We start from the raw sequence: 24343 nt of genomic DNA on the forward strand, positions 1-24343 counted from the left end.
ATGTCTGATAAACGTGCTAACAATAGTAAAATCGTCAAACGCCTGCTACTCACCGTAGCAGGCATGTTTGCCTTTGGTTTTGCGCTGGTACCGTTGTATAACGTATTTTGCGAGGTCACCGGATTTAACGGACGTACCAACAACGAACCTGCTGCGGTCAGTCAACATGAGGTCGATAAAAGTCGTACCGTCAGAGTGCAATTTATTACGCGAACAGCACAGGGCATTCCGTGGAAGTTCGAACCGGAAATTAAAGAGGTGCGCGTTCATCCTGGCGAAGTACGTGTCGTAAACTTTCTTGCCGCGAACCCAACGCCTGATGATATGGTCGCTCAAGCGATTCCTTCTATCGCGCCAGCAGAGGCATCACTTTATCTTAATAAAGTCGAATGTTTTTGTTTCAATCAGCAACCGCTGGCCGCCGGCAACGATGCCAAAATGCCAATGCAGTTTTATATTGACCCTGACATTCCAGCCCATATCACCACCTTCACCCTGTCATACACGCTGTATGATATGACAGCCAACGCGACGCCAGAAGCTCTGGCTTTGCTTGAGTCAACAGAATAAGGAATACGTCGTTATGGCAGAACAACAACAAAGTTATTATGTACCACCGTCAAGCATTTGGCCCATCGTGGGAGCGCTTGGCTTAGGATTAATTGCATGGGGCGCCGCCCATACCGTTATTGAAGCAACCAGCGATACGCAAGGTTGGGGGTCGCACGTTCTTTTCGCCGGATTTGGTGTCATTGCGGTGATGCTGTTCGGTTGGTTCCGCGATCAGATCAATGAAACAATGAGCGGACTTCATAGCGATCAACTCGACACCTCTTATAAGCAAGGTATGAGTTGGTTCATCTTCTCTGAGGTGATGTTTTTTGGTGCCTTTTTTGGCGCGCTTTTCTACGCGCGAATGATTGCGGTGCCTTGGTTAGATGGCGCCAGCAATAACGTCATGACAGGTGAAGTTTTATGGCCTCAGTTCGTTGCTCAATGGCCTCTCGTTGAAACACCGGGTGGAACCAAAACACAAGCGATGGGCTGGTACGGATTACCATTGATTAATACCGTCATCTTGATCACCAGTTCGATAACCTGCCATTTTGCCCACGTGGGTCTGGAGAAAAACAAACGGACCCAACTCACTGCAATGCTTGGCCTAACAATAGTGCTCGGCATGATATTTCTCTATTTGCAAGGCACTGAGTATGTGCATGCTTACGAGGAGTTGGGACTCACCTTACAATCTGGCGTTTACGGAAACACCTTTTATCTGTTAACAGGCTTCCATGGCATGCATGTCACGCTAGGCACACTGATGTTGATCATTATGTTTTTACGCGTGCTTAAAGGACACTTCACGCCACAAAAGCATTTCGCCTTTCAGGCAACTAGTTGGTACTGGCACTTCGTTGACGTGGTGTGGATTTGCCTATTTGTAATTGTGTATGTCCTTTAAGGCTTAATAGGGCCTTGGATGAAACGGTAAAAAGCCTGCATACGCCGCGATCACCATGAGCAGTAAAACGATCGCGGCGATACCCACCCGACGTCCTAAATAACGCGACATCGGCGGTTTTTCTGGGTCATTGCTCAACATCACGAACAGAGCGCGAAATAAATTAAAAATCATATAAAGAAGAAGCGCGACAATAATGAGTTTGAATAGAAGTAACATAAAAATCCCCTTAGTAGCGTCAATAGTTACTGTGATTGCTATTGCCATTTTGGTCAAGTTGGGATTCTGGCAACTCGATCGCGCTCAACAGAAACAACAGCTGTTCACCGACTTTGCGCAGGCACAAAATCAGCAGGCTCGCCCACTGACAGACAAACTATCGGATCGCAACTCCCTAAACCGCTTCGAGTTAATTAGCGTTACAGGACAAATCGATACTAAACGCTACTTTTTGCTCGATAATCAAATGGTTGAAGGGCAACCTGGCTATCACGTCATTGCTTTACTCAAAAGCACTCAATTAAGTGAGCTGTTACCTGTTAACTTAGGTTGGATAGCGGCGCCACGGTCCCGCTCAGAAATTCCAACCGTCGAGTTACCGCAACAGGAATTAACAATAGAAGGTTTAGTTCGCATCCCTCAGGCGAATCAATTTATTTCTCAAGTATTTGAGGAGCAACACACGAAATGGCCAAAACGCGTCCAAGAGTTTATCCCGCAAACCATTAGTGAGCACACGGGGATAGCGCTAAAACCTTATGAGCTATTGTTGGTTTCGCCACAACTGAAAGGTTTTCGGCAACAGTGGGAGCCTCAAGTCATGGCACCGGAAAAACATCAGGCTTACGCGGTGCAATGGTTTTCACTCGCTATTGCCTGCTTAGTGGTATACCTTGTAGTGCTATACAAATTAAATAAATCAAAACAAGAGGAGACACCATGAGCTCCCTCACACGCTCACAACGCACGTTGCTCATTGTTATTGCAGTATTCGCTCTGCCCGTCATAGGCGCATGGCTGACCCTTAAAACACATTGGTATCAGCCCGCTACCAATAAAGGCGTGTTGCTTGAGCAACCGCTCGCGTTATCGCAACTCGAAGTGTTACCGGAAGGTTGGCGCGTCGCTTATCGAATGCCGGACGAGTGCAGTCAGCAATGTAAGAATACATTATATGTGCTGGGTCAGCTCGATGTGGCTTTGGGAAAAGATAGCGACCGCGTGACCCCCGTCGTGCTATCACCACACACGGTGTCCAAACAACGCGAGTTGCCTCATTGGCAGGATATTGTAGCCATACAGTCACCCGAGATCATAAACGCCGTGAAGGTCATTCCGTCAGATCATGTATTTATCATCGATCCACAAGGCCACGTCATGCTGCACTACCCCACTTATGCCGATCATGAAACGATGGTTTTAGAAGGCAAGAACATCTTGGCTGACCTTCGCAAAATGTTAAAGCTTTCTCGGATTGGGTAGGATTGACTCATGCGTACACTCGTTAAAATCAGTTTGCTTTTAGCATTTTGTGTAATTGTTCTCGGTGCTTATACCCGACTTACCGAGGCGGGTTTGGGGTGTCCTGACTGGCCTGGCTGCTATGGGTTTATGAGTGTTCCTACTCAAGAGCATCATGTTGCTGAAGCACAAATGCGTTTCCCTGATGCGCCGCTTGAACACCATAAAGCATGGAATGAAATGATTCATCGCTACTTTGCTGGCACGTTAGGTCTTTTAATTCTAGTCATCGCTGTCGGCTCAGTATTAAAGAGGCGTTCTACGTTCGACTCAAAGTCAACGCCTAAGAAGTTACCTTTGTTTATTTTGCTATTAGTCATATTCCAGGCAACGCTTGGCATGCTCACTGTCACAATGAACCTGCAACCACTCATTGTCATGGGACACTTGCTCGGTGGCTTTAGCGTACTGTCGCTGTTATTTCTGCTATCACTGCGTTTAGAACCCTACCGATTGGGAGGAGGCGACCCGGAGCTACGCAAATATCGTGGACTGGCACTATTTGCGTTGTTAGTCGTTATCGGACAAATAGCGCTTGGTGGGTGGGTTGCCGCAAACTATGCGGCAGTCGCCTGTACCGAGCTACCCGTTTGTGAGGGTAATTGGACTTCTCAGCTCGATTTTGCGGGCGCGTTCAGTGTACCTGAGGCAACGAGTTATCAATTTGGCGCCCATGATTACGACGACCGAATGACGATGCACATCATGCATCGTTTTGGTGCGATCTTTACTACACTGGTATTAGCTTGGCTATTATTTAAATGTTGGCGCAAAGCTCAGTCTGGCTTTTTTAGACGCTCATTAGCTTGGGTAGCCTTATTACTCACAGTCCAGATCAGCCTTGGCCTTAGCAATGTAATTTACAGCCTTCCTTTACCGGTCGCTGTCGCACACAACGCTGTGGGTGCGCTACTACTGCTGTCACTCGTTGCACTCAATTATAATCTTTCACGCAAAGCGTAAGAGGTGTTTATGCAAACCATAACAAGCCATAAAAAGCTCGAACACCCCATCATCAAATGGCGCGAATATCTAGAGCTCACAAAGCCACGGGTCGTCGCCATGCTACTTCTGACGGCGGTGGTCGGCATGTGTTTGTCGACGCAGAACGCGTTGCCCGTTTGGACTCTGATTCCGGCCCTCGCGGGTATTGGTCTAATGTCTGCCGCCGCAGCGGCGATTAATCACTTAGTCGACCGCCATATTGATGCCAAGATGGCGCGAACCTTACGTCGTCCGCTACCACAAGGAAGTCTCTCACCAACGCGTGTATTGACCTTTGCTACGATCCTGGGGCTCGTAGGTTTTGTCATGTTGTACGCGTGGGTAAACCCACTAACAGCTTGGTTAACCTTTGCCAGTATGGTGGGCTATGCAGTGGTCTACACCATGTTTTTAAAGCGCGCCACGCCACAGAATATTGTGATTGGTGGTTTGGCAGGTGCAGCGCCACCGCTGTTAGGCTGGACAGCCATGACCAATGAGATCCACGGTTTTGCGATTCTTTTAGTCATGATCGTGTTTACCTGGACACCGCCCCATTTCTGGGCACTCGCCGTGCATCGAGAAAAGGACTATGCGCGAGCTAAAGTCCCAATGCTACCGGTTACACATGGCGTCGAATTTACCAAGACTTGCATCTTTCTATACACTATTTTGCTATCGGTGGTATGTCTTCTGCCTTATCTCGTTGGTATGTCAGGCGTGCTTTATCTGATTGGATCAACCGCTTTAAACATGATCTTCTTGGGGTATGCATGGAAACTTAAATATGCACCGGAAAAAAATACGGCATATAGCATGTTCACCTTCTCCATTTGGCATCTGATGTTAATGTTCGTCATTCTCTTAGTTGATCATTATTTGTAAGGACATACCATGCAATCGCGTTGGCTTATAATTATCGGTGGAATATTGGCAGCCGCTGCCGGGGCTTTGGCTTTTATCACAATGCCGCAAGAAAAGCCGGAAGCCTTGGTATATGATCCACCAAGGGCACTTGCTCCTTTTAAGATTGAGTCCACGGCTACTGGTGGAACCGTTGATAACGAAGCGTTAAAGGGTCAGTGGACGTTACTTTTTACGGGCTACACCTATTGTCCGGATATTTGCCCGACCACGCTTTCTTCTCTAAAAGCAATTCTGCCCCAGTTGCAAGCTCATGCTGATGTCCCGGTCAAAGTTTGGATGATCTCCGTCGACCCTCAGCGAGATTCACTGGCGCGCTTAACGGAGTACACGGGTTACTTCGGTAAAAATTTCGTTGGGGTGCGCGCTGAGCACCCACAACTGTTCCCATTTGTCAGAGATTTAGGGTTAATGTATTCAGTTCCTGAAGAAGGGGAAACAAATTATTTGGTCAATCACAGTGCAGCGATTATTTTGGTGAATCCTAACGGGAGGCGGCTCGCTATCTTTAATGCGACTCACGAGCCGGGCGCTATTCCAACAGTCGATATGGAACAGCTAGTACGCGATTTTGCTATATTAGCGGGCTAGTCGGGCCAGTTACCCTGACTATCGGGACGAATGAGCGCCACCGAGAACCAATGATAACCACCACTGGTACTCGGAGCTGTGCAATTGATACGAGAGCGTCCCATAGGGATGTCGTTCTTAGGTGTCACGCTAAATTGCATTTCAGAGTCCCAATGCGGCTCAAGCACATCACTTCCTGCAAAACAGCGCAATGCATTGGTGTTCATTCCCTCTGTCTTACTAAGTTCGACGGTCACAGTCGGGCGCGTTTCGGAATGTGAAACTAACGGGTCTGCCGGCGTATAATGAGTTACAGGCATAGGTAAACTATTCAGTTTGACCGCCAACGTCTCTAAGTTAGCGTAGCGTCCTGATGCTGGAAAACGTGGGATCGCTGTGGTCGGACTCCATTGACTCCAAGCACCTGAATGCTGAGCAAACCCTTTAAAGCCCCAGTCTTTTAGTAGCTTCTCAAGCGCCGGCGAATATTCGCCGTAAGGATAGGCAAAGTACTTAGGTTGTTCACCTAACTGAGCATCAATCGCTTGTTGCGCTGAAACAATATCCTGTTTCATTCGAGCCTGCCATTGCGCCTCTGATTCATTGTCTTTGCGACGAATTAAGTGAGCATGAGTCTGTCCATGGTTCACGATGGTCGCGCCTTCTGCATCAATTGTTTTCAACTCCCGCCAACTCATATAGGCCGATGGATGCGCTTCAAGTAAATCAGGATTAACGAAAACAGCGTACGGATAATTATACTCTGTAAGTATCGGATGAGCGTTTTCGAATACATTGTCGTAACCATCATCAAAAGTAATAACGACGGTCTTGGGCGGGATACTTGCCCCCTCGTCTACCCATGTTGCGGCTTGCTCGATATCAACAACATTAAAGTTGTTGTCTTTCAAGTACCTTAAATGTTGCTCGAACTGCTCTGGTGTAATCGAGGTCACCGCTGGGGTGCTATCAGAGACATGATGATACTGAAGAATATGTACCCCCGGATAATCATCATTAGATGCCATGGCATCCACTGTAAAACTAGAGAGTGCGATAAGAGCCAATAAACCTGTGATTAATTTCATCAGACTATCCAGAAAGTTGCTGGTGAATGTTACATTAATGCCAGTCTACATGATTTAGTTGGAATTCGCTTAATGCAAAAGTTGTTGGGCTTTGCGCGCGCCGATCATCGTCGCGTATTTGCAATCGCGTTACCCATGATGATCTCGAATATCGCTGCACCGCTTTTAGGGCTAGTCGATACGGCAATTATCGGGCACTTGCCAAACAGCGTGTATCTCTCTTCAGTTGCGATTGGCGCCATGGTCGTCAGCTTTATATATTTACTTGCGGTATTTCTTCGTATGGCGACAACGGGCGCTATTGCCCAAGCCTTTGGCGCCGATGATCAAACAGAACAACATCAACTATTCACCCATGGGATTCTCACCGCCTTAATACTGGGCGTGGTAATCATTAGCTTGAGTCCTTTTATAACTTCAGTGTCATTGTGGCTCGTCGCACCAGACCCAAAGTTACTCAATTACGCCACGGACTATATTCAAATTCGATTATGGTCAGCGCCAGCGGCGCTCACAACACTGATCTGCCTGGGTGTTTTACTCGGTCGTCAAGATAGTCGAAGAGCGATGTGGTTAGTGATTATTACTAACTTCGTCAACGTCGTACTTGATCTCATCCTTATCGTCGGCTTAAACATGAACGTTAAAGGTGCAGCCTACGCGTCACTCTGTGCTGAGTGGACAACAGCTATCGTCGGTTTCTATTGGTGTCGTCACACCTTAGGTTGGCAGTTGCGCAAGGCACGTATTGTTGCCAGTAAATTAAGCTTGTTCTTACAGGCTAATGGCAATATTTTTGTTCGCAGCCTGACACTGCAACTTTGCATGGCGATGATGACAGGCTACGCCGCACGATATGGCACGACCATAGTGGCTGCCAATGCAGTGTTAATGCAATTCTTAATGCTGATATCACTTGGGCTTGATGGCATCGCATATGCTGTTGAGGCGTTAGCCGGCGAAGCCAAAGGACGAAATCGCCCAAATCAAGTACGCTACTGGTGCAGGATTACACTGTTGTGGTCAAGCCTGTTCGCGGTCGGCTATTCACTCATATTTTGGTTGTTAGGGCAGCAAATTATTGGCTTGATTACTGACTTATCAGCAGTGGTGGATACTGCAATGCGCTATTTACCGTGGGTGATCGCACTACCGTTGCTTGCACATTGGAGCTATTGGCTGGATGGTGTGTTTATCGGTCTAGCATGGTCAAAAGCCATGCGAGATACCATGTTGCTTGCGGCTATTACTGGTTTTATCCCGATTTGGTGGCTAAGTAAGCCACTCGAGAACCATGGTTTGTGGCTGGCTCTGAGTGGCTTTCTCATTATGCGTGCTGTTTACCAAGCGATTTGGTTACTGCGCAGGAGTCGCAAGGTCGTCTAGTAAAATAACTTGTGGAGGTGTGCCACCACCGTCAGCATCGACCGCGATAACTGTATAGATACCACCACCTTCTAAGTTGAATAATACAGGACCAATTGCTGCAGTCTTAGTGCCTGCTGCAGTGACAGTCGCGTAGTATTCACCTGGAGTGACTTGTAAGCTACCTGTTGACACCAAGCCTTCAACATCAAAAGGTACATCGGCAACAACGGGATCAGCATCGCTAATATCTTCAGCTGCGGTCAAATAGATATCCACGTTACCCGCTGAAGGAGACGCGTGCACCACTTGAAGCTGCGCGGCCGTTGCAATACTACGACGTTGCTCAGTTAATGCCTGTAGAGCTAATGAGTCATCACCTAAAGCACCCACCGCATAAATGCTATAACTCATTGTCGCTTCTAGCGAGAACTCGACATCATCTAACACTTGCGGTGTGCCACCGGTTGCGGCGACATCGATCAAATAGTCACCTTCTGCGACGTTGATATAGTCAGTGGCTGATTGGAACGCAAGATCAGTGATTTGCGGATCGGCTGCGTTATTCAGCGTTACATCAACATTTGGTGCGTCGGCAGCGGCGTGAATAACACGTACATCCGCTCCTGCGTTTGCGTCAGGAACTAAAACCGTACCGTCACCCGTTGCAATCTGCAGCGTCACAGGTGAATCGCCTGTTGCTGTATTATCTGTTGCAGCCACGATATAGTCACTGCCGTCGGGAAGCGTAATGGTACCCGAGTCATAGACCACGGTTGTTTCACCTACTGGGGTTAGACGAACACGATAGTCACCGGCTTCAACCGAGACTTGACCTGAGTCATCACTAAACTCCAATGTGGCCGCGGGCGATGCGTCGGCAAGTGCTGCGTCAGGCGCAGTCAGATAGACATCAACTCCGGGAGCGTTATAAGCTGCATGGACTACTTGAATGCGGCTATTGCCACTCGCAACGTCCGACACTGGATTACTAATGACTAAAGGTTCGAGACTTTCATCACTCACATTACCCACGGCAAATATTTCGTAGCGTGTGTCTGCGTTAAAAGTCAGGTCCGCCGGTCCAATGACTGCAGCTGTCGATTGGTCGGGTAAAATGCCCTCAACCGTTATCGAATACTCACCTTCTTCGACTTCGATAACGCTGGAGCTGGCTTGATAAGGTACGTTTTCTAAAAGCGTTGTATCTTCTGCTATTACATTGACGTTCGGCGCATCAGAGGCTGTATGATGCACGCGTACGAAACTACTTTCTGGTGTGGGGTCGACAACTACTTCATCGTCGTTGTCATCGTCATCTAACCAACATCCCGACAAGACAAGCGTCGGCAAAAGTAGTACACTGAGTTTAGTGATTCCTCGCATTGTAATTTCCTCGTAATGATTAGGGCAAATATCACTACGAACTATGCAAATGCGAGGGATCACATTTGCTTAACAAGTTTTGTAAAGAATTTGTAAGCTTGTATAGCTAGAATGATCTAGTAATACGAGTGTTCACCACGTTCATGTTCAGTCACATCTCGGACGCCCGTGATCTCATCTGGGAAACGCTCGATGAGTTCTTTCTCAATACCGTTTTTCACCGTCACGTCGATCATGCTACAGCCGTTACAACCACCACCAAATTGTAAGACCGCTTTACCGTCCTCGGTGATTTCAGTCACTAAAACATGACCCCCATGATTGGCAAGCTGAGGATTAATTTCCGCTTGAATCACATATTCCACACGGTCAATCAGAGGCGCGTCGTCAGCCACTTTGCGTGCTTTAGCGTTAGGCGCCTTCAATGTCAATTGTGAACCAAGTTCTTGTTCCTCAAAATCAATCACAGCGTCTTCTAAAAACGGCGCACTTCCTGAATCAACGACTGCGTCGAAACCGTTAAAAGGAAGTCGTTCATCATCTGGCTCAACTGAGTCGGGTGGGCAGTAAGATACACCGCACTCAGCATTCGGCATCCCAGGATTAACAACAAATACGCGAATGTTTGTGCCTTCGGGCTGATCAGCTAACAACTTACAGAAGTGCTTTTGTGCAGATTCCGAAATGCGGATCATAATATCACCGTTCCTATACTTGAGTAATTTACTAGGTTTTATTCTAACGCAGACACTGCCAAAAGACTAGTGTTCGAGCGGGACGCTCCTAGGTTATACGCCAGACTCCAAACATCAACTGAACGCGCACCAACGGCATGTAGTGCCTCACTCGCAGCGCAAAAACTTGCGCCTGTTGTGCAGATATCATCAATTACCGCAATCGACTGACCCGATAATTTGCGATTCGCCTTAATAGCTCCTATTCGACTCTGCCAGCGCTGTTGTCGACTGCGATACTTTTGCTTGTCCAAACGTTTTATCCATAGCAAGCCACGTTTGGCAACCGGGATCGAAAGTAAACATCCGCAATGGTGAGCAATCAAGCCGGCGGGATGAAAGCCTCGTTTTAACCAATCCTTGTCAGTACTTGGCATAGCGACTAAATAGTCAGGCAAAGGCATGCTGTGATAGCGATAGGTAAGCAAAACCTGTGCGCTCAGTTGTAATGCCAATAGTCGAGCCCAGTGACTGTTTCCACTCTCCTTAAAGCGATTGATTAGCCAACGTATTGACGTGTGATATCGCCAAACTGCGATGCAAAGCCGCTGTCGACGGAAGCAACGCTCTCCATGCGGTGGTGCATGTTCCAACAACAAGTGCCGAAAGGAACGAGGGCACATTCTAGGCAACTGCGCACTGCAAATAGTGCAAATTCCGGTTAGCGAGTTCGTTGGTTGTTGGCAAAAGACACAATCATTGAATTGCAGTATGATGGCGAGGTGATTAAGGCGAGATAGCATAGTTCATCAATATCGACAAAAAAAGAGAAACATAGTGAGTATTGCAATAACACGACAGGGGCAAGGGGAAGATTTAGTTGTACTCCATGGCTGGGGTATGAATCGTCACGTATGGAGCTTGATAAAAGACGAACTCAGCAAACACTTCAATGTATGGCTGGTCGATCTGCCAGGCTTTGGTGATAGTCATGAAGAAACCCTATCGAATTCCGTCGATTCCATCGCTGACCAATTGCTATGTTCCCTACCTCAACGTTTCCATATATTGGGCTGGTCAATGGGTGGATTAATAGCCACGTCGTTAGCTACCCGACACTGCCAGCGCGTCGATAAATTGATCACCGTAGCGTCATCCCCTTACTTTCTGGAGTCGAGTGATTGGCCAGGCATCAAGCCACGATTAATGACCCAGCTAGAAACCGATTTACAAAATGATTTTCGTAAAACGGTGGAGCGCTTTTTATCACTCCAAGCGATGGGCAGTAAAAATGCAAAGCAGCAAGTAAAGCAACTCAAACAGTGGTTATTTGAATCCCCGTTAGCCTCTGAAGAAACATTGCTTACAGGACTGAAATTGCTTGAAAAAACCGATCTTCGCAACACTCTCAAGCATATCCAAGCGCCTATGCTACGCATGTATGGTCGACTTGATGGGCTGGTACCTATCAGCGCTTGTCAGGCGATCGAGCGCTTAGTTCCACAGTCCACGTCCTACGTATTTAATGACAGCGCTCACGCGCCGTTCATCACCGAACCCGAATTGTTTATCGAACGCCTGATAAACTTTATCAAAGGCTGATTAACGTTGGCATTGTGTGCAATACACCGTACTGCGCTGGCCTAAACGAATTTCTCGCAATGGCTTTTTACAGACCATGCACATTTTTCCGCCACGCCCATAAACCTGAAGTTTTTGGGCAAAATAACCGGGGGAACCATCCACTCGAGTAAAGTCACGTAACGTCGTGCCACCCTGCTGTATCGCCTCAGCTAATGTCTCTTTGATGTGCTTAACCAATCTTTCATAGCGCACTTTACTTATTGCTCCAGCGGCGCGCTTGGGATGAATACCTGCTTTAAAGAGCGCTTCATTGGCGTAGATATTACCCACACCAACCACTTGATGGTTGTCCATGATGAACGTCTTTATCGGTTGCTTTTTGTTGCGTGATCGCTCGAATAAATAATCTGCATTAAATTCATCCGTCAAAGGCTCGGGTCCAAGCATCGCTAGCAGCTTATGCTCGTCAGCATTCGTTTCAGTAAATAATAGGGCGCCAAACCGACGCGGATCGTTGAGCCGCAAACACTGCCCCGTCGCGAACTCTATTTCGATGTGGTCATGCTTAACGCGCGGTGTTTCAATCGGCACTACGCGTAGCTTTCCTGACATGCCGAGATGCAAAATGAGTGTGCCCTGCTCAGTTTCTAGCAGTAAATATTTAGCTCGTCGAACCACGCGAAGAAGACGGCTTCCCTCAACGTGATGAACTTGGTCAGGCACAGGCCAGCGTAATCGTGTATCGTGAACATTAACACGCTCAATTTTATGCCCTTCAATATGCGGGGCTATCCCCATACGACTCACTTCAACTTCTGGTAATTCTGGCACAATGAGGCTCCACTAGTTACTAGGAATTAGAGACGCGCGAGTTGCGTTTTCTATTAAATATAATTGTCCTTGTTGCGGCAGCCTAAGCATTACCGTGGGTTTATCATAAAGCTCAACTTCAGCATAATTATCGTTGCCAAAATACAAAGTCACGATGACTGGATCGCCTTGAGGCCTTTGGCTTGTCGCTGAAATCGCCAACTGTAGCCATTGATTAATAAGCGCCAACACTTGCTCTTGGGATTGAATACAATCACCTTGGCAGATCCATTGCTGATCCTTCAGTTGGTATTTTGAACCTGCAAATTCGATTCCTGTGAGTTCATCTGACTTACCCATCAACGACTGAGTGGGTCCCGAGCTTATCTTGGTATTTGGATTTGGAAAAGCAAACCAAAAAGTCGCCACGATGATAAGCACCACGTAAACGATGATATTATTCCAAGTGCTTTTTTTTAATGTGAGTCCAAAAAACCGTCGCTTTTCGTTAATATCCATAGACTCTCTTCGACAAAACAATTGTTGATATCACAATAATACTTTATATTCTCGCCGCTTATCTTATTTAATCATGGCTATGGAAAAAATATCCCACCACATTGACTCGATAATCGACGCGCTTGTTGAGCGTGGATACGCAATTATTCCGAGTTTTTTACCCCACACCGTCGCAGAACCACTGTATCAAGAAGCGAGCCAAATTGCCTCAGCTCATTGGCAGACCGCTGCCATTGGACGCGCTCAAACACATACCATTAATACGATGGTTCGTAACGATAGGATTATTTGGCTAGACGATAACAGCACTTACGGCGCCCCCTTCCTGAACTTAATGGAACAGTTACGACTCGCTGTTAACCGCACGCTCTTTATGGGTTTGTTCGACTACGAATGTCACTTAGCTCACTACCCTAAAGGCGCGTTTTATAAAAAGCATCTGGACGCGTTTAAAGGTAAAAGTAATCGCAAGTTAACCACGGTGCTTTATCTTAACCCTGAGTGGAGCGAGGCCGATGGCGGCGAATTAGTAATGTACGGAAAGCGCGGTGAGGTGTTGGAAAAAGTATTACCAAAACGTAGCACATTAGTCGTGTTTTTAAGTGACCAGTTTGTACACGAGGTACTTCCTAGCCAAAAAGATCGTTTCAGTTTAACAGGTTGGTTCCGGTTAAACGCCAGCATCTCCGGCATTATCGATCCACCACGCTAATTTAGTCGCGCACATCGCATAAATTTTAGATATAAAAAAACCGGCGTAGTAGCCGGTTTTTTGCGAAACAAAACCAAATTACTTGATTTTTGCTTCCTTGAAGATCACGTGTTTACGAACCACTGGATCGAACTTTTTGATCTCCATTTTCTCTGGCATGGTGCGTTTATTTTTGTCTGTAGTATAGAAATAACCTGTACCAGCAGACGACACCAAACGAATCTTATCGCGCATAATATCTGTTCCTTACACCTTGATACCACGGCCGCGGAGATCCGCTAATACCGAGTCAATACCATTTTTATCGATGATACGCATACCTTTGGTAGAAATGCGTAATTTTACCCAACGCTTCTCGCTCTCAACCCAGAAGCGGTGAGTTTGTAAGTTTGGTAAAAAGCGACGCTTAGTCGCATTGCGTGCGTGCGAGCGGTTGTTACCGACTACCGGACGCTTACCTGTAACTTGGCATACTTGTGACATGTCTCTACTCCAAAATTGCTGCAAGCTCGCCTGTCGCCCAATTTGACCTTGCCTAGAAATCCGAGGGCGCATTTTATACAGCAAACAGGCCCGCTAATCAAGCTAAAACGGCGGTTTTTTGATCTCTTTGATCGTTCGGGCGCAATTTTACGCTATCTTGCAATAGATCTCCAGTGATTATTAAATAAGCCCTCTTTCGGCAAATGAAACAGGATCACCACTACCGATCACGAAGTGATCAAGCAACGCAACGTCAACCAGGGCAAGTGCTTTCTGGAGCCTTTCTGTTACTCGTTTATCCGCCTGGCTCGGTTCCGCCACTCCCGATGGGTGGTTGTGCGCCAAGATAACGGCAGCCGCATTATGCTGCATGACAAGTTTAAGCACTTCACGCGGATAAACTGGAGCAGCATTAATCGTACCGTAAAATAGCTCTTCATAACGCAACAAACGATGTTGGCTATCAAGCAATAGCAGTGCAAAAACCTCTCGCCGCTGATGACGCAACTGAGTTGACAAATACTCCTTCACCATCGAGGGTTCAGTAAATCCGTCCCGCCGTGAGAGTTGCCAAGCTAAGTAGCGTTTTGAGAGTTCGAGTACCACTTGTAGCTGATTAATACGCGCGGGCCCTAGCCCTTTTACAGCCATCAGTTGCTGATTCGAGGATGTCAGTAATGGACCAATCCCGTTAAATTGCACGAGCAGCTGTCGTGCAAACGTAACCACGTCCAAACCTCGACAACCACTCCCCAACAAGATCGCCAACAGTTCCGCATCTGACAGCGCACTAACTCCAAATTGCTGTAACTTTTCCCGGGGTCTTTCAGACTCAGGCCAAGACTTTACACTCATTGATTCAGCTCCGCTAAAATACTCGAGTGTAGCCTTACAGACTACCGCCTTGCCGTAGCTCATGTTATCTTTACGTGTCTTAACATACGGACGTTGGTGATTCATCATGAGCGCACTTGCAGGTCAACATATTTTACTCGGCATCACCGGAGGCATAGCAGCCTATAAAATACCCGAACTGATACGTCGCCTCAAAGACGAGGGCGCACAGGTTCGTGTCATACTGACCAAAGGTGGCGAAGCCTTTGTGACGCCCATGACACTTCAAGCGGTATCCGGTGAAGAAGTGCATAGTGAACTACTCGACACACAAGCAGAAGCCGGTATGGGTCACATTCAACTGGCGAAGTGGGCCGATATTGTTATGATTGCGCCGGCCAGCGCTAATACGTTAGCGAAACTCGCTCATGGCTTTGCTGATGATCTACTCAGTACCGTTTGTCTTGCCACTGCTGCACCGTTGTTGCTGGCGCCGGCAATGAATCAACAAATGTGGCAACACCCTGCGGTTAAGGCCAATATGCAACGGCTTAGCGAGCAAGGAGTCAAGGCGATTGGCCCCGAGTCGGGCTCGCAGGCCTGTGGCGATGTAGGTGCTGGACGCATGAGTGAGCCCCATCAAATTAAAGCGTTCATCATTGAGCAGTTACAGGATTCAGTGAGTAAACCGCTTGCAGGCGTGCGACTCACTATCACTGCAGGTCCAACGCGAGAAGCAATTGACCCCGTGCGTTACATCAGTAACCACAGCTCCGGTAAAATGGGATTTGCCCTGGCTCAGTCGGCAGCCAAACTCGGTGCTGAAGTGACACTGATAGCAGGTCCTGTTGACCTTCAAACGCCCGCGGGGGTGAAACGGCTTGATGTAGAATCAGCGCAAGAGATGTTAGAAGCAGCCCTGGCGCACCCGAGTGACATTTTTATCGGTTGTGCTGCAGTGGCAGATTATCGTGTCGCGAATATCGCCGAACACAAAATAAAGAAGAACGCTCAATCGGGTGCTCCACAACTCGAGCTTATTGAAAACCCAGACATTCTAAAAACCATTGCTGAACAGAGCCCTGCACCGATGTGCGTTGGCTTTGCAGCGGAAACACGCGACGTAGAAACGTATGCGATTGATAAATTGAAACGTAAAAAGTTAGCGCTCATCATCGCCAATGATGTTAGCAATAGTGATATTGGCTTTAATAGTGATAATAACGCCGCCGTGGTGCTCAGTGCTGACGAGCGTGTTGTGTTTGAGCAACAAAGTAAAACATCGCTTGCCCATCAGCTGGCACACTATATTGCGAACCACTTTCATCAGAATTTTCGTAGATAATTAAGGAACCGAATCAATATGACCTCGGTAGAAGTCAAGATACTTAATCCTAAAATTGGCACCGACATCCCGCTTCCTGAGTACGCCACTAGCGGTTCAGCAGGCATGGATCTTCGCGCGTGTATTGATGCGCCCATGACTATTGCAGCAGGACAGACGCACTTAGTCGGAACTGGGCTTGCCATGCATATCGGTAACCCAAACTATGCAGCGACGTTATTACCTCGCTCTGGACTTGGACACAAACACGGTATCGTTCTTGGCAACCTTGTCGGACTCATTGACTCGGACTATCAGGGCGAGCTTAAGGTGTCCGTTTGGAATCGTAGTGAAAAAGATTACGTAATTGAACCTGGCGACCGCATTGCACAACTAGTGATTGTTCCTGTCATTCAGGCCGATCTCAACATTGTAAACGAGTTCGCTGCAAGCGATCGCGGTGAAGGCGGGTTTGGCCATTCTGGTAAGCAATAGTTAATTAGGTAACGCGATGACACAACAAAAAAGAAACCGTCGTGAAGAGATTCTACAAGCCCTTGCCGCCATGTTGGAGACAAGCCCCGGGCAACGGATTACCACGGCAAAATTAGCGGCTAACTTGGGTGTTTCGGAAGCAGCGTTATACCGTCACTTTCCATCAAAAGCACGTATGTTCGAGGGGCTTATTGAGTTTGTCGAAGATACGCTTTTAAGCCGCATTAATTTAATTATGGACGAAGAGAAAGACACGCTGATGCGTTGCCAAACGATCCTTAAGTTAGTGCTTACTTTCGCTGAAAGGAATCCTGGAATTACTCGTGTCATATCAGGTGATGCATTAATGGGGGAGCATGACAGGCTACGCCATAGGATAGAGGATTTATTTAACCGTATTGAGTCACAACTGAAGCAAGTTTTACGTGAAAAGGCATTAAGAGAACAAAAGCGGTTCGCTGTAGAAGAAGGTGTACTCGCGAATCTATTATTGTCATTCGCTGATGGTAAGATTAGTCAATTCGTACGTTCAGATTTTAAACGCTTACCTACGGAACACTTTGAGCAACAGTGGCAACTTATGGAACAACAATTACTGGCTGCATCCTAGCAGCCAGTCATTGCATCATTCATTCTTCTTAGCACGACTCAATAACGCGATAGCCGCCTCTTCCGGCGCCTTACCCTCGTATAACACTTTATAAATCTGCTCACAGATCGGCATTTCGCAGTCTTCGCGATGCGCTAAAGACACGACTTCTCGCGTGTTACGGTAGCCTTCGACGGCTTGACCGATGGATGCTAATGCATCATCTACAGACTTACCCTGACCTAACGCTAATCCAAAACGACGATTTCGTGACTGGTTATCTGTACAAGTAAGGATAAGGTCACCTAAACCGGCCATCCCAGTGAAGGTTTCACTTTTGGCACCCAGCTTGAGACCTAAGCGTGTCAACTCGGCTAAACCACGGGTGATAAGCGCAGTACGTGCGTTCGCACCAAAACCAATGCCATCCGCCATACCAGCACCAATTGCAATGACATTCTTGACTGCACCACCGAGTTGCACACCGATAAAGTCATCATTGGTATAAACGCGAAAAGAACGCTCGCAATGCAGCATTTCTGACAGCTCATCCACAAAATCTTGATCGGTCGATGACATCGAGATAGCCGTCGGTAGGCCTTTAGCCATTTCAATTGCAAAGGTAGGACCCGACAATACCGCCAATGCGTGAGTGTTGCCAAGCACATCCTCAGCGACCTCATACAATAGGCGTCCACTCTCTGGCTCAAGACCTTTTGTCGCCCAAGCGACGCGTGCGTGCCTTGCCAGCAGCGGATTGATGGTATTTAAGATATCAGCGAAAGCATGGCTCGGTACTACCACAACCACATTTTTCACGCCATCCACGGCCGCTTTAATATCTGCGGTAACGGTTAAGCTTTCTGGAAATTTACAACCCGGCAAGTAATGCGCATTTTCGCGATGTTCTCGCATCGCCGCAACTTGCACTTCATCGCGCCCCCAGAGTAAAGTCTTCACCCCTTTTCGAGCGAAACAAATAGCAAGGGCGGTGCCATAAGACCCCGCCCCTAGAATCGCAACTTCTGCTTGCTTCATATTAAGCAACCAGTCCTTACGCGTCAGCTTGCTGTTGTTGTGTTTGTTGCTGCTGAACGTGTTGCGCAAAGATCGCATCAAAGTTCACAGGTGCTAAGTTCAACTGTGGGAACGTTGCACGGTTCACTAGGCTTGCTACACATTCACGCGCGTACGGGAACAAGATGTTCGGGCAGAAAGAACCTAATGTATGCGCTAATTGACCTTCTTGAACTTCGTCACCGATGGTGAAGATACCCGCTTGATGAACCTCACAAAGGAATGCGACTTCGTCGCCTACTTTATTAGTTGCCGTCAAAGTCAGCACGACCTCATAAACGTTGTCTTCAAGTTTTTCATGCTTAACGTTCATGTCGAGTTTCAGGTCAGGCTTCCACTCTTTACGGAATACTGAAGGCGAGTTAGGCGCTTCAAAAGAAACGTCTTTGGTGTAAACGCGTTGGATAGCAAACTGCGGTTGTTGTTGTTGATTTTCGGCAGTTGCGCCATTTGCTTGCTGTTCGTCAGCCATGATGATACTTCCTATTAAAACGTTGGTTGTTCACTAAACTAAATTGTCGATTGAAGACTTTAGCTAAATTTTTAGTTAAAAACTACTTTCCTGTTGCAATCGGTAATTTATCATTACGCCAAGCATTCATGCCACCTGCTAGGACAGCGACTTGGTTAAAGCCTTGTGCTTGTAAACTTTTCGCGACCGAAACCGCCGTGTGTCCAGTGTTGCATACCAATACAATGGGGGCATCCTTAAACTTTTCAATAGCATGCACCTTATTGTCTTTGATCTGCTGCTGCGGCAATGATTTAGCACCACTCACGTGTCCCTTTCGGTACTCATCCGCTGAACGGATATCGACAAATATTCCGTCCTCTCGGTTAGTCCAGATAATCGCTTGTTGCGCCTGTAACTGCTTGATACCTTGCATGGTAGAGCGAATGGTCATAATGATTAACGCGAGCAAAAGAACAACCCATAGTCCGCTCATGAATGGATTATTCGCTACAAATGTCATTAGTTGTTGCATGCTAACTCGTTTATTTATTCGGTTAATGGTGACCCCTCACAGGAAGAGGGTATGTCCTTTTAGAGGGTGAAAGTATACCCTCTGTAGCCCTAACTACCAATAGCAAATCGAGTGGATGCGAAATCGGCAGAAATCCAGTAAACTGGACAAAATATATTTTTGCTTTCAAGCGCATAGGTAGTCGATATGGCACATGATAAAAAACCATTGGTTTTGATGATCTTAGATGGCTGGGGATACCGTGATTCAGCTCCGGACAACGCGATAACCGCGGCGAACACGCCAGTGATGGATCGGTTGTGGGATGAGTACCCTCACTGTTTAGTCGACGGCTCGGGAGGCGCCGTTGGTTTGCCGGATGGCCAAATGGGCAATTCTGAAGTAGGCCACGTTAATTTGGGTGCAGGCCGCGTTGTTTATCAAGATTTCACGCGCATCTCGCAAAGTATAAAAACGGGAGAGTTTTTCGATAACCCTGTGTTGACCGAAAACGTGGAACAAGCGGTCGCTAAAAACGGAGCAGTCCATATCATGGGACTACTCTCAGCAGGGGGTGTTCACAGTCATGAGGAGCATCTCATGGCGATGGTCGAATTGGCGCATAAAAAAGGCGCTCAACGTATCTACGTGCATGGCTTTCTTGATGGTCGCGATACCCCGCCTAAATCAGCAGGTCCGTCGATTGAAAAGTTTGAAGCACTCTTCGAACGACTCGGTGTAGGTCGCTTTGCCTCACTATCGGGTCGATTTTACGCAATGGACCGCGATAATCGCTGGGAGCGCATCGAAGGTGCATTTAACGCCGTTTATCATGGACGTGCTGAACATCGCGCAAATAACGCTCATAACGCCCTCGCCGACGCGTATGAGCGGGGCGAATCCGATGAGTTTGTCAGCCCGGTGGTCATTGGAGAGCCGGCCGCGATAGAGGACGGTGATGCGGTGTTCTTTATGAATTTCCGCGCTGACCGAGCGCGCGAGATGACACGTGCGTTTATTGATAATGAACTCGATACGTTTGAACGTGGCATTCGCAAACAACTCAGCGGCTTTGTCATGTTAACCCAGTACGCTGATGAATTTGACACGCCTTGTGCCTTCCCACCGGTAAGACTCGACAATGTGTTAGGCGAGTGGTTAGCTAAGCACGATAAAACGCAGTTGCGCATTTCTGAAACAGAGAAATACGCGCATGTCACATTCTTCTTTAGTGGAGGACGGGAACAAGCGTTTGATGGCGAACAACGCAAACTTATTCCTTCACCTAAGGTAAAAACCTACGATCTGCAACCTGAAATGAGTTCAGAGCAACTCACTGATGCGATTGTTGAAGCTGTCGATAATCAAGAGTATGACGTCATTATTTGTAACTACCCTAATGGTGATATGGTGGGTCATACAGGTAACTTTGATGCAGCAGTAAAAGCCTGTGAAGCCGTTGACCATTCGGTGGGAAGAGTAGTTGATGCATTACAAAAAGTGGGCGGTGAATGCCTTATTACCGCTGACCACGGTAACGCCGAGCAAATGAGCGACCCGAGCACTGGCCAAGCCCATACAGCGCACACCAGTGAGCTTGTTCCGTTTATTTATGTCGGTCGTCATGCAACACCACGCAATGGTATTCTCTCCGATGTGGCGCCCACCATGTTGCATTTAATGGGACTTGAACAGCCAAATGAAATGACGGGTAAAACGCTCATGCAATTGGACGGTTAATTAATGCTGAAAGCGTTTGTATGGAGTTTGTTTCTTGTAGTCACTTTGTTGGCTGCTGACGTTAGTGCGCAGCAGCCTACTGAGCAAGCCAAGGCAGAAAAGCAGGCCGAACTTAAAGCGATTCAAGCCGAAATACAGTCACGGCTTGAAGCGTTTGAGTCACGCAAACAAGCATTAACATCGAGTCAGCGGGCGCTCAAAAAATTAGAGCTCCGCACCGCCAAATTGGCCGAAGCGCTGCAAAACACCCGCGAGCGATTGCAAACCTTAGCTGGGGAGATTCAAAACAACGAAGCAGAGCAAAGTCGGTTGGAAAGCGATATCCGCGAACAACTTAAGGCGCTGAAGGATCAAGTGGTTGCCGCCTACGCAAACGGCGATTACGATTATCTTAAACTGCTATTGAATCAACAAAAGGCATCCACTCTCGAACGTCAACTGACGTATTATAAGTACCTAAACGATGCCCGCATCGCGGCGATTGATGAGTTAAAACAAACGCAAACTGAATTGGAACAGGTCAAACAGGCATTAAAAGCGCAATACCAACAACAAACTGAGTTGCGCGGCGAACAGTCAGCACAACGTTCCGCACTTGAGAAGCAACAACAAAAGCAAGAACAAGCCATTGCCGAACTGCGTAATGAACAGCGCTCAGAGGAAGAAAAAATTGCCGAGCTGCGAAGTAGTCAAGCTGAATTAGAGCAGGTGATTGCTGCCATTGAGGAAGCACTTAGTGATCGTGTTGAGTTAGTCGGTTTGAAGCCTATTAAAGCGAGTTTACAATGGCCGACCAATGGTAAAGTACAGCGTTTGTTCGGTGAACGTCGTGAGGGCCCTATTCGCTGGAAGGGCGTACTCATTGATGGCGAACAGGGGCAAAGCATCCGTAGCATTGCAGACGGTCGTGTTGTTTTTGCCGACTGGTTACGTGGATTCGGACTGGTTATTGTGATCGACCACGGTGAGGGCTATATGAGCTTGTATGGCTACAACCAAGTGATATTCAAGAATGTCGGCGAAGAGGTACAGCAAAACGAGGAAATTGCACTGATGGGTCAAAGCGGCGCGCAAAATTCTCCTGCACTTTATTTCGAAATTCGCTTTAAAGGGCAACCCGAAAACCCAACCCAATGGATTCGCTAGCCGTCATGGGCCGTTACCTGTGTCTACTCGTACTCAGTTTTATAATGGTTTCCCCTGTGGTCGCTGCCGACAGGATCGCTATTATTATCGATGACATCGGTAATCACCCAGAAGATCTCGCAGCCGCGGACCTCCCCGGAGATATTACCTTTGCTATTCTCCCCTTTACCCCTTACGGTCGGTCTTTTGCCTTAAAAGCGCATCACCAAGGCAAACAAATTATGGCACATGTACCGATGCAAGCTTTAGCGGGGAATGCCTTGGGCTTAGGTGCGCTCACCGCCGATATGTCGAGTGCCGAAATAAAGCTCAAGTTACGGCAAGTATTAGATGATATTCCTTATGTGGTCGGCATTAATAATCACATGGGCAGTCAACTCACGCAGTTAACGCAACCTATGCAAGCGGTGATGGAGTCATTAAAAAATCACGATTTGTACTTTATCGACAGTAGAACAACCGAGTACACCGTGGCAGAAAAGATGGCACAGTCCTACCAAGTACCTGTCGCACGGCGACACGTCTTTATCGATAATGAAACAGACGAGCAATATCTCACTGAGCAGTTTGATGAGCTAATACAGATCGCTCACGCACACGGGAGTGCTATTGCAATTGGTCACCCTTACCCGGAAACGATTAAATTTTTAAAACAGCGCTTAAAGTCGTTAAAAGAAGATGATGTTCAGCTAGTTTTCGCATCGGAATTGACAGTTAAAAGCGAGTTAAGCATCGCCAGTGGCTTGTTCAAGACGGGTCAGTAGAATCAGCGCTTGATCACGACTATCCCCGCATACATCGTGCGTCGCATCAAAGTCTGAACACACCTGAGGACGGCGCGGGTCACCAAACAAACGACACAAATTATCGTCATCGAGTTGGACACAACGCTCACCTGCCCTTTTACCCTCGGACATTCCCGGAATCGGAGAACTGATCGACGGCGCAATGCAACAAGCGCCACACCCCATACGACACTCCATGAATCCTCCAAAAATCTACTGGGCAATCAGAAACGAAAAAGGCGCTACTTGCGCAGCGCCTTTGGTACACAATACAGACTCAGTTATGACATCGCTGCACGCAATTTCTTCATCGCATTTTGTTCCAGCTGACGAACACGTTCAGCAGACACTTCATACTTCGCGGCCAAATCATGTAACGTAACTTTACTTTCAGACAACCAGCGTGACTGAACGATATCCTGACTACGTTCATCAAGCTCGCTCATCGCTGAAAACAGCTTTTTCTGAGTGTGTGCTTCGTAGTCTTCAGTCTCGATTTCTTCCGCGAGATCTGAGCGTTTGTCCTCAAGATACATCGCCGGTGAGTAGGTCGAGCCTTCTTTAGAATCATCATCGTCAGAACTCAGTTCAAAAGCTTGGTCATGGGCACTCATGCGCGCTTCCATTTCCATGACTTCTTTGCTCGAAACACCTAGCTCTTTTGCCACCGTTTCGACTTCATCTTGATTGAACCAGCCTAAACGTTTCTTCATCTTACGCAAATTGAAAAACAATTTACGCTGCGCTTTGGTGGTCGCGACTTTTACAACTCGCCAATTACGCAATACATATTCGTGAATCTCTGCCTTAATCCAATGCACAGCAAATGAAACAAGGCGCACACCCACTTCTGGGTTAAAGCGTTTTACCGCTTTCATGAGACCAATGTTACCTTCTTGAATCAAATCCGCTTGCGGCAGGCCGTAGCCAGAATAGCCACGGGCGATGTGCACGACAAAACGTAGATGCGACATGATTAACTCTTTCGCTGCATCTAAGTCTTTATCTTCCTGCAAACGTTTTGCCAGCGCTTTTTCTTTCTCAGCGCTCAGCATTGGAATGCGGTTGACTGACTGAATGTAACCGTCAAGACCCCCGCCCTGAGGGACCGATAAAGCCATGGTTTTTAATTCAGTGCTCATTTAACAACCTCTAATTACTCACTACATGTATCGACTAGCATAACCTATTCATATGACCGCTTTTTTACACGCAAGTTCCCTTTTAGCGCAACAGATCGTCAGTGCTGGACCCGAAAAAACGATCGCCAAGAATCTCAGTATAACGCGCATGTTTGTCAACGCAA

Annotated in this window: 31 protein-coding genes; 16 read left to right on the top strand and 15 right to left on the bottom strand. The window is 47.4% G+C overall.

The window, feature by feature from the left end; all coding sequences use genetic code 11:
• Both AWU56_RS07830 and AWU56_RS07835 read left to right on the top strand, forming a co-directional pair.
• Positions 1–570: a cytochrome c oxidase assembly protein gene (locus AWU56_RS07830; RefSeq protein ID WP_006953845.1), complete on the top strand. Its 570-nt coding sequence runs from the start codon at positions 1–3 to the stop codon at positions 568–570.
• A 13-nt stretch (positions 571–583) separates the two neighbouring features.
• On the top strand, positions 584–1462 hold the full coding sequence (locus AWU56_RS07835) for a cytochrome c oxidase subunit 3 (protein ID WP_006953846.1): 879 nt from the start codon (positions 584–586) through the stop codon (positions 1460–1462).
• Between the two features lie 3 nt (positions 1463–1465).
• Here the strand turns inward: AWU56_RS07835 and AWU56_RS07840 are convergent, their stop codons facing one another.
• The gene (locus AWU56_RS07840; RefSeq protein ID WP_006953847.1) at positions 1466–1681 is read right to left on the bottom strand and encodes a DUF2909 domain-containing protein; all 216 of its coding nucleotides are present in this window, start codon (positions 1679–1681) and stop codon (positions 1466–1468) included.
• Between AWU56_RS07840 and AWU56_RS07845 the strand changes: the two genes are divergently transcribed.
• The 5 genes from AWU56_RS07845 to AWU56_RS07865 are packed head-to-tail and all read left to right on the top strand — an operon-like array spanning position 1659 to position 5482.
• Entirely contained in the window at positions 1659–2405 is a 747-nt protein-coding gene (locus AWU56_RS07845; protein WP_286682183.1) for an SURF1 family protein, read from the top strand. The two genes, AWU56_RS07840 and AWU56_RS07845, sit on opposite strands and share 23 nt — an antisense overlap.
• Positions 2402–2944 (top strand): redox-active disulfide-containing membrane protein, encoded by a 543-nt coding sequence (locus tag AWU56_RS07850; protein ID WP_286682184.1) that lies wholly within the window; start codon positions 2402–2404, stop codon positions 2942–2944. Before AWU56_RS07845 ends, AWU56_RS07850 begins: the two co-directional genes overlap by 4 nt.
• A 9-nt stretch (positions 2945–2953) precedes the next feature.
• Entirely contained in the window at positions 2954–3946 is a 993-nt protein-coding gene (locus tag AWU56_RS07855) for a COX15/CtaA family protein (protein WP_006953850.1), read from the top strand.
• Positions 3947–3955: 9 nt separating this feature from the next.
• Positions 3956–4852, top strand: coding sequence for a heme o synthase (gene cyoE / locus AWU56_RS07860; RefSeq protein ID WP_006953851.1), 897 nt, complete (start codon positions 3956–3958; stop codon positions 4850–4852).
• Positions 4853–4861: 9 nt separating this feature from the next.
• Complete coding sequence (locus tag AWU56_RS07865; RefSeq protein ID WP_286682185.1) at positions 4862–5482, top strand: SCO family protein; 621 nt, start codon at positions 4862–4864, stop codon at positions 5480–5482.
• Here AWU56_RS07865 and AWU56_RS07870 read toward each other — a convergent pair.
• Positions 5479–6549 (bottom strand): polysaccharide deacetylase family protein, encoded by a 1071-nt coding sequence (locus tag AWU56_RS07870; RefSeq protein ID WP_286682186.1) that lies wholly within the window; start codon positions 6547–6549, stop codon positions 5479–5481. The two genes, AWU56_RS07865 and AWU56_RS07870, sit on opposite strands and share 4 nt — an antisense overlap.
• 72 nt (positions 6550–6621) lie before the next feature.
• Here AWU56_RS07870 and AWU56_RS07875 point away from each other — a divergent pair, with 72 nt between their 5' ends.
• The gene (locus AWU56_RS07875) at positions 6622–7935 is read left to right on the top strand and encodes an MATE family efflux transporter (protein WP_286682187.1); all 1314 of its coding nucleotides are present in this window, start codon (positions 6622–6624) and stop codon (positions 7933–7935) included.
• On the opposite strand, the gene AWU56_RS07880 is transcribed toward AWU56_RS07875, so the two are convergent.
• The 3 genes from AWU56_RS07880 to AWU56_RS07890 all read right to left on the bottom strand — a co-directional run bounded on the left by AWU56_RS07880 (position 7906) and on the right by AWU56_RS07890 (position 10657).
• Entirely contained in the window at positions 7906–9300 is a 1395-nt protein-coding gene (locus AWU56_RS07880) for a DUF4397 domain-containing protein (RefSeq protein WP_286682188.1), read from the bottom strand. The genes AWU56_RS07875 and AWU56_RS07880 overlap by 30 nt on opposite strands.
• A gap of 116 nt (positions 9301–9416) precedes the next feature.
• A complete protein-coding gene (gene nfuA, locus AWU56_RS07885) occupies positions 9417–9995 on the bottom strand; it encodes a Fe-S biogenesis protein NfuA (RefSeq protein WP_006953856.1) in 579 nt (192 codons plus the stop codon).
• A gap of 38 nt (positions 9996–10033) precedes the next feature.
• Positions 10034–10657: a ComF family protein gene (locus AWU56_RS07890; protein WP_286682189.1), complete on the bottom strand. Its 624-nt coding sequence runs from the start codon at positions 10655–10657 to the stop codon at positions 10034–10036.
• A 154-nt stretch (positions 10658–10811) separates the two neighbouring features.
• On the opposite strand from AWU56_RS07890, the gene bioH reads away from it, so the two are divergent.
• Positions 10812–11576 (top strand): pimeloyl-ACP methyl ester esterase BioH, encoded by a 765-nt coding sequence (bioH, locus tag AWU56_RS07895; RefSeq protein ID WP_286682190.1) that lies wholly within the window; start codon positions 10812–10814, stop codon positions 11574–11576.
• Here bioH and mutM read toward each other — a convergent pair whose 3' ends face one another.
• Together mutM and AWU56_RS07905 are read right to left on the bottom strand one after the other, a co-directional pair.
• Positions 11577–12389 carry a bifunctional DNA-formamidopyrimidine glycosylase/DNA-(apurinic or apyrimidinic site) lyase gene (gene mutM / locus AWU56_RS07900; RefSeq protein ID WP_272978284.1) on the bottom strand — a complete coding sequence of 271 codons (813 nt, stop codon included), beginning with the start codon at positions 12387–12389 and terminating at the stop codon, positions 11577–11579.
• A gap of 12 nt (positions 12390–12401) precedes the next feature.
• Positions 12402–12887, bottom strand: a complete 486-nt coding sequence (locus AWU56_RS07905) for a hypothetical protein (protein WP_286682191.1) — start codon at positions 12885–12887, stop codon at positions 12402–12404.
• 79 nt (positions 12888–12966) lie between these two features.
• Here AWU56_RS07905 and AWU56_RS07910 point away from each other — a divergent pair, with 79 nt between their 5' ends.
• Positions 12967–13599, top strand: coding sequence for a 2OG-Fe(II) oxygenase (locus AWU56_RS07910; protein WP_286682192.1), 633 nt, complete (start codon positions 12967–12969; stop codon positions 13597–13599).
• Positions 13600–13677: 78 nt separating this feature from the next.
• Here the strand turns inward: AWU56_RS07910 and rpmG are convergent, their stop codons facing one another.
• The 3 genes from rpmG to radC all read right to left on the bottom strand — a co-directional run bounded on the left by rpmG (position 13678) and on the right by radC (position 14937).
• Positions 13678–13833: a 50S ribosomal protein L33 gene (rpmG, locus tag AWU56_RS07915; protein ID WP_006953863.1), complete on the bottom strand. Its 156-nt coding sequence runs from the start codon at positions 13831–13833 to the stop codon at positions 13678–13680.
• 12 nt (positions 13834–13845) lie between these two features.
• Complete coding sequence (gene rpmB, locus AWU56_RS07920) at positions 13846–14082, bottom strand: 50S ribosomal protein L28 (RefSeq protein ID WP_006953864.1); 237 nt, start codon at positions 14080–14082, stop codon at positions 13846–13848.
• Between the two features lie 180 nt (positions 14083–14262).
• Entirely contained in the window at positions 14263–14937 is a 675-nt protein-coding gene (gene radC, locus AWU56_RS07925; protein WP_040487498.1) for a RadC family protein, read from the bottom strand.
• Positions 14938–15043: 106 nt separating this feature from the next.
• Here radC and coaBC point away from each other — a divergent pair, with 106 nt between their 5' ends.
• Genes coaBC through slmA form a run of 3 tightly spaced genes read left to right on the top strand, consistent with a single transcriptional unit; the run spans position 15044 to position 17345 of the window.
• A complete protein-coding gene (coaBC, locus tag AWU56_RS07930; protein ID WP_286682193.1) occupies positions 15044–16261 on the top strand; it encodes a bifunctional phosphopantothenoylcysteine decarboxylase/phosphopantothenate--cysteine ligase CoaBC in 1218 nt (405 codons plus the stop codon).
• An 18-nt stretch (positions 16262–16279) separates the two neighbouring features.
• The gene (gene dut, locus AWU56_RS07935) at positions 16280–16735 is read left to right on the top strand and encodes a dUTP diphosphatase (RefSeq protein ID WP_286682194.1); all 456 of its coding nucleotides are present in this window, start codon (positions 16280–16282) and stop codon (positions 16733–16735) included.
• A 16-nt stretch (positions 16736–16751) separates the two neighbouring features.
• Positions 16752–17345: a nucleoid occlusion factor SlmA gene (slmA, locus tag AWU56_RS07940; RefSeq protein ID WP_006953868.1), complete on the top strand. Its 594-nt coding sequence runs from the start codon at positions 16752–16754 to the stop codon at positions 17343–17345.
• Between the two features lie 15 nt (positions 17346–17360).
• On the opposite strand, the gene gpsA is transcribed toward slmA, so the two are convergent.
• The 3 genes from gpsA to AWU56_RS07955 form a co-directional block, all read right to left on the bottom strand.
• Positions 17361–18362, bottom strand: coding sequence for an NAD(P)H-dependent glycerol-3-phosphate dehydrogenase (gene gpsA, locus AWU56_RS07945; protein ID WP_286682195.1), 1002 nt, complete (start codon positions 18360–18362; stop codon positions 17361–17363).
• A 16-nt stretch (positions 18363–18378) separates the two neighbouring features.
• Positions 18379–18873, bottom strand: coding sequence for a protein-export chaperone SecB (gene secB / locus AWU56_RS07950; protein ID WP_286682196.1), 495 nt, complete (start codon positions 18871–18873; stop codon positions 18379–18381).
• A gap of 82 nt (positions 18874–18955) precedes the next feature.
• Positions 18956–19387 carry a rhodanese-like domain-containing protein gene (locus tag AWU56_RS07955; protein WP_006953871.1) on the bottom strand — a complete coding sequence of 144 codons (432 nt, stop codon included), beginning with the start codon at positions 19385–19387 and terminating at the stop codon, positions 18956–18958.
• A gap of 186 nt (positions 19388–19573) precedes the next feature.
• Between AWU56_RS07955 and gpmI the strand changes: the two genes are divergently transcribed.
• Genes gpmI through AWU56_RS07970 form a run of 3 tightly spaced genes read left to right on the top strand, consistent with a single transcriptional unit; the run spans position 19574 to position 23016 of the window.
• Positions 19574–21106 (top strand): 2,3-bisphosphoglycerate-independent phosphoglycerate mutase, encoded by a 1533-nt coding sequence (gene gpmI, locus AWU56_RS07960; RefSeq protein ID WP_286682197.1) that lies wholly within the window; start codon positions 19574–19576, stop codon positions 21104–21106.
• A 3-nt stretch (positions 21107–21109) separates the two neighbouring features.
• Complete coding sequence (locus AWU56_RS07965) at positions 21110–22252, top strand: murein hydrolase activator EnvC family protein (RefSeq protein WP_286682198.1); 1143 nt, start codon at positions 21110–21112, stop codon at positions 22250–22252.
• Positions 22240–23016: a divergent polysaccharide deacetylase family protein gene (locus AWU56_RS07970; RefSeq protein ID WP_272978289.1), complete on the top strand. Its 777-nt coding sequence runs from the start codon at positions 22240–22242 to the stop codon at positions 23014–23016. The genes AWU56_RS07965 and AWU56_RS07970 overlap by 13 nt, the downstream gene beginning before the upstream one ends.
• On the opposite strand, the gene AWU56_RS07975 is transcribed toward AWU56_RS07970, so the two are convergent.
• Positions 22978–23235 (bottom strand): YkgJ family cysteine cluster protein, encoded by a 258-nt coding sequence (locus tag AWU56_RS07975; RefSeq protein ID WP_083773204.1) that lies wholly within the window; start codon positions 23233–23235, stop codon positions 22978–22980. The two genes, AWU56_RS07970 and AWU56_RS07975, sit on opposite strands and share 39 nt — an antisense overlap.
• Before the next feature lie 83 nt (positions 23236–23318).
• Positions 23319–24179 (bottom strand): RNA polymerase sigma factor RpoH, encoded by an 861-nt coding sequence (gene rpoH, locus AWU56_RS07980; protein ID WP_006953876.1) that lies wholly within the window; start codon positions 24177–24179, stop codon positions 23319–23321.
• Between the last annotated feature and the right edge of the window lie 164 nt (positions 24180–24343).

Origin of the sequence: Idiomarina sp. T82-3 (assembly GCF_001577655.1) — a bacterium.
GTDB classification, from domain to species: domain Bacteria; phylum Pseudomonadota; class Gammaproteobacteria; order Enterobacterales; family Alteromonadaceae; genus Idiomarina; species Idiomarina baltica.

What these genes read in the sequence shown, in the direction of transcription:
- rpoH (WP_006953876.1), bottom strand. Translation starts at nt 24,179, where the DNA reads ATGAGCACTGAATTAAAAACCATGGCTTTATCGGTCCCTCAGGGCGGG.
- AWU56_RS07865 (WP_286682185.1), top strand. Translation starts at nt 4,862, where the DNA reads ATGCAATCGCGTTGGCTTATAATTATCGGTGGAATATTGGCAGCCGCT.
- AWU56_RS07910 (WP_286682192.1), top strand. Translation starts at nt 12,967, where the DNA reads ATGGAAAAAATATCCCACCACATTGACTCGATAATCGACGCGCTTGTT.
- AWU56_RS07880 (WP_286682188.1), bottom strand. Translation starts at nt 9,300, where the DNA reads ATGCGAGGAATCACTAAACTCAGTGTACTACTTTTGCCGACGCTTGTC.
- AWU56_RS07870 (WP_286682186.1), bottom strand. Translation starts at nt 6,549, where the DNA reads ATGAAATTAATCACAGGTTTATTGGCTCTTATCGCACTCTCTAGTTTT.
- gpsA (WP_286682195.1), bottom strand. Translation starts at nt 18,362, where the DNA reads ATGAAGCAAGCAGAAGTTGCGATTCTAGGGGCGGGGTCTTATGGCACC.
- AWU56_RS07890 (WP_286682189.1), bottom strand. Translation starts at nt 10,657, where the DNA reads ATGTGCCCTCGTTCCTTTCGGCACTTGTTGTTGGAACATGCACCACCG.
- AWU56_RS07850 (WP_286682184.1), top strand. Translation starts at nt 2,402, where the DNA reads ATGAGCTCCCTCACACGCTCACAACGCACGTTGCTCATTGTTATTGCA.
- slmA (WP_006953868.1), top strand. Translation starts at nt 16,752, where the DNA reads ATGACACAACAAAAAAGAAACCGTCGTGAAGAGATTCTACAAGCCCTT.
- nfuA (WP_006953856.1), bottom strand. Translation starts at nt 9,995, where the DNA reads ATGATCCGCATTTCGGAATCTGCACAAAAGCACTTCTGTAAGTTGTTA.
- cyoE (WP_006953851.1), top strand. Translation starts at nt 3,956, where the DNA reads ATGCAAACCATAACAAGCCATAAAAAGCTCGAACACCCCATCATCAAA.
- gpmI (WP_286682197.1), top strand. Translation starts at nt 19,574, where the DNA reads ATGGCACATGATAAAAAACCATTGGTTTTGATGATCTTAGATGGCTGG.
- AWU56_RS07855 (WP_006953850.1), top strand. Translation starts at nt 2,954, where the DNA reads ATGCGTACACTCGTTAAAATCAGTTTGCTTTTAGCATTTTGTGTAATT.
- rpmG (WP_006953863.1), bottom strand. Translation starts at nt 13,833, where the DNA reads ATGCGCGATAAGATTCGTTTGGTGTCGTCTGCTGGTACAGGTTATTTC.
- AWU56_RS07970 (WP_272978289.1), top strand. Translation starts at nt 22,240, where the DNA reads ATGGATTCGCTAGCCGTCATGGGCCGTTACCTGTGTCTACTCGTACTC.
- AWU56_RS07830 (WP_006953845.1), top strand. Translation starts at nt 1, where the DNA reads ATGTCTGATAAACGTGCTAACAATAGTAAAATCGTCAAACGCCTGCTA.
- secB (WP_286682196.1), bottom strand. Translation starts at nt 18,873, where the DNA reads ATGGCTGACGAACAGCAAGCAAATGGCGCAACTGCCGAAAATCAACAA.
- dut (WP_286682194.1), top strand. Translation starts at nt 16,280, where the DNA reads ATGACCTCGGTAGAAGTCAAGATACTTAATCCTAAAATTGGCACCGAC.
- AWU56_RS07955 (WP_006953871.1), bottom strand. Translation starts at nt 19,387, where the DNA reads ATGCAACAACTAATGACATTTGTAGCGAATAATCCATTCATGAGCGGA.
- coaBC (WP_286682193.1), top strand. Translation starts at nt 15,044, where the DNA reads ATGAGCGCACTTGCAGGTCAACATATTTTACTCGGCATCACCGGAGGC.
- AWU56_RS07905 (WP_286682191.1), bottom strand. Translation starts at nt 12,887, where the DNA reads ATGGATATTAACGAAAAGCGACGGTTTTTTGGACTCACATTAAAAAAA.
- AWU56_RS07840 (WP_006953847.1), bottom strand. Translation starts at nt 1,681, where the DNA reads ATGTTACTTCTATTCAAACTCATTATTGTCGCGCTTCTTCTTTATATG.
- AWU56_RS07965 (WP_286682198.1), top strand. Translation starts at nt 21,110, where the DNA reads ATGCTGAAAGCGTTTGTATGGAGTTTGTTTCTTGTAGTCACTTTGTTG.
- AWU56_RS07875 (WP_286682187.1), top strand. Translation starts at nt 6,622, where the DNA reads ATGCAAAAGTTGTTGGGCTTTGCGCGCGCCGATCATCGTCGCGTATTT.
- AWU56_RS07975 (WP_083773204.1), bottom strand. Translation starts at nt 23,235, where the DNA reads ATGGAGTGTCGTATGGGGTGTGGCGCTTGTTGCATTGCGCCGTCGATC.
- AWU56_RS07845 (WP_286682183.1), top strand. Translation starts at nt 1,659, where the DNA reads ATGAGTTTGAATAGAAGTAACATAAAAATCCCCTTAGTAGCGTCAATA.
- rpmB (WP_006953864.1), bottom strand. Translation starts at nt 14,082, where the DNA reads ATGTCACAAGTATGCCAAGTTACAGGTAAGCGTCCGGTAGTCGGTAAC.
- AWU56_RS07835 (WP_006953846.1), top strand. Translation starts at nt 584, where the DNA reads ATGGCAGAACAACAACAAAGTTATTATGTACCACCGTCAAGCATTTGG.
- radC (WP_040487498.1), bottom strand. Translation starts at nt 14,937, where the DNA reads ATGAGTGTAAAGTCTTGGCCTGAGTCTGAAAGACCCCGGGAAAAGTTA.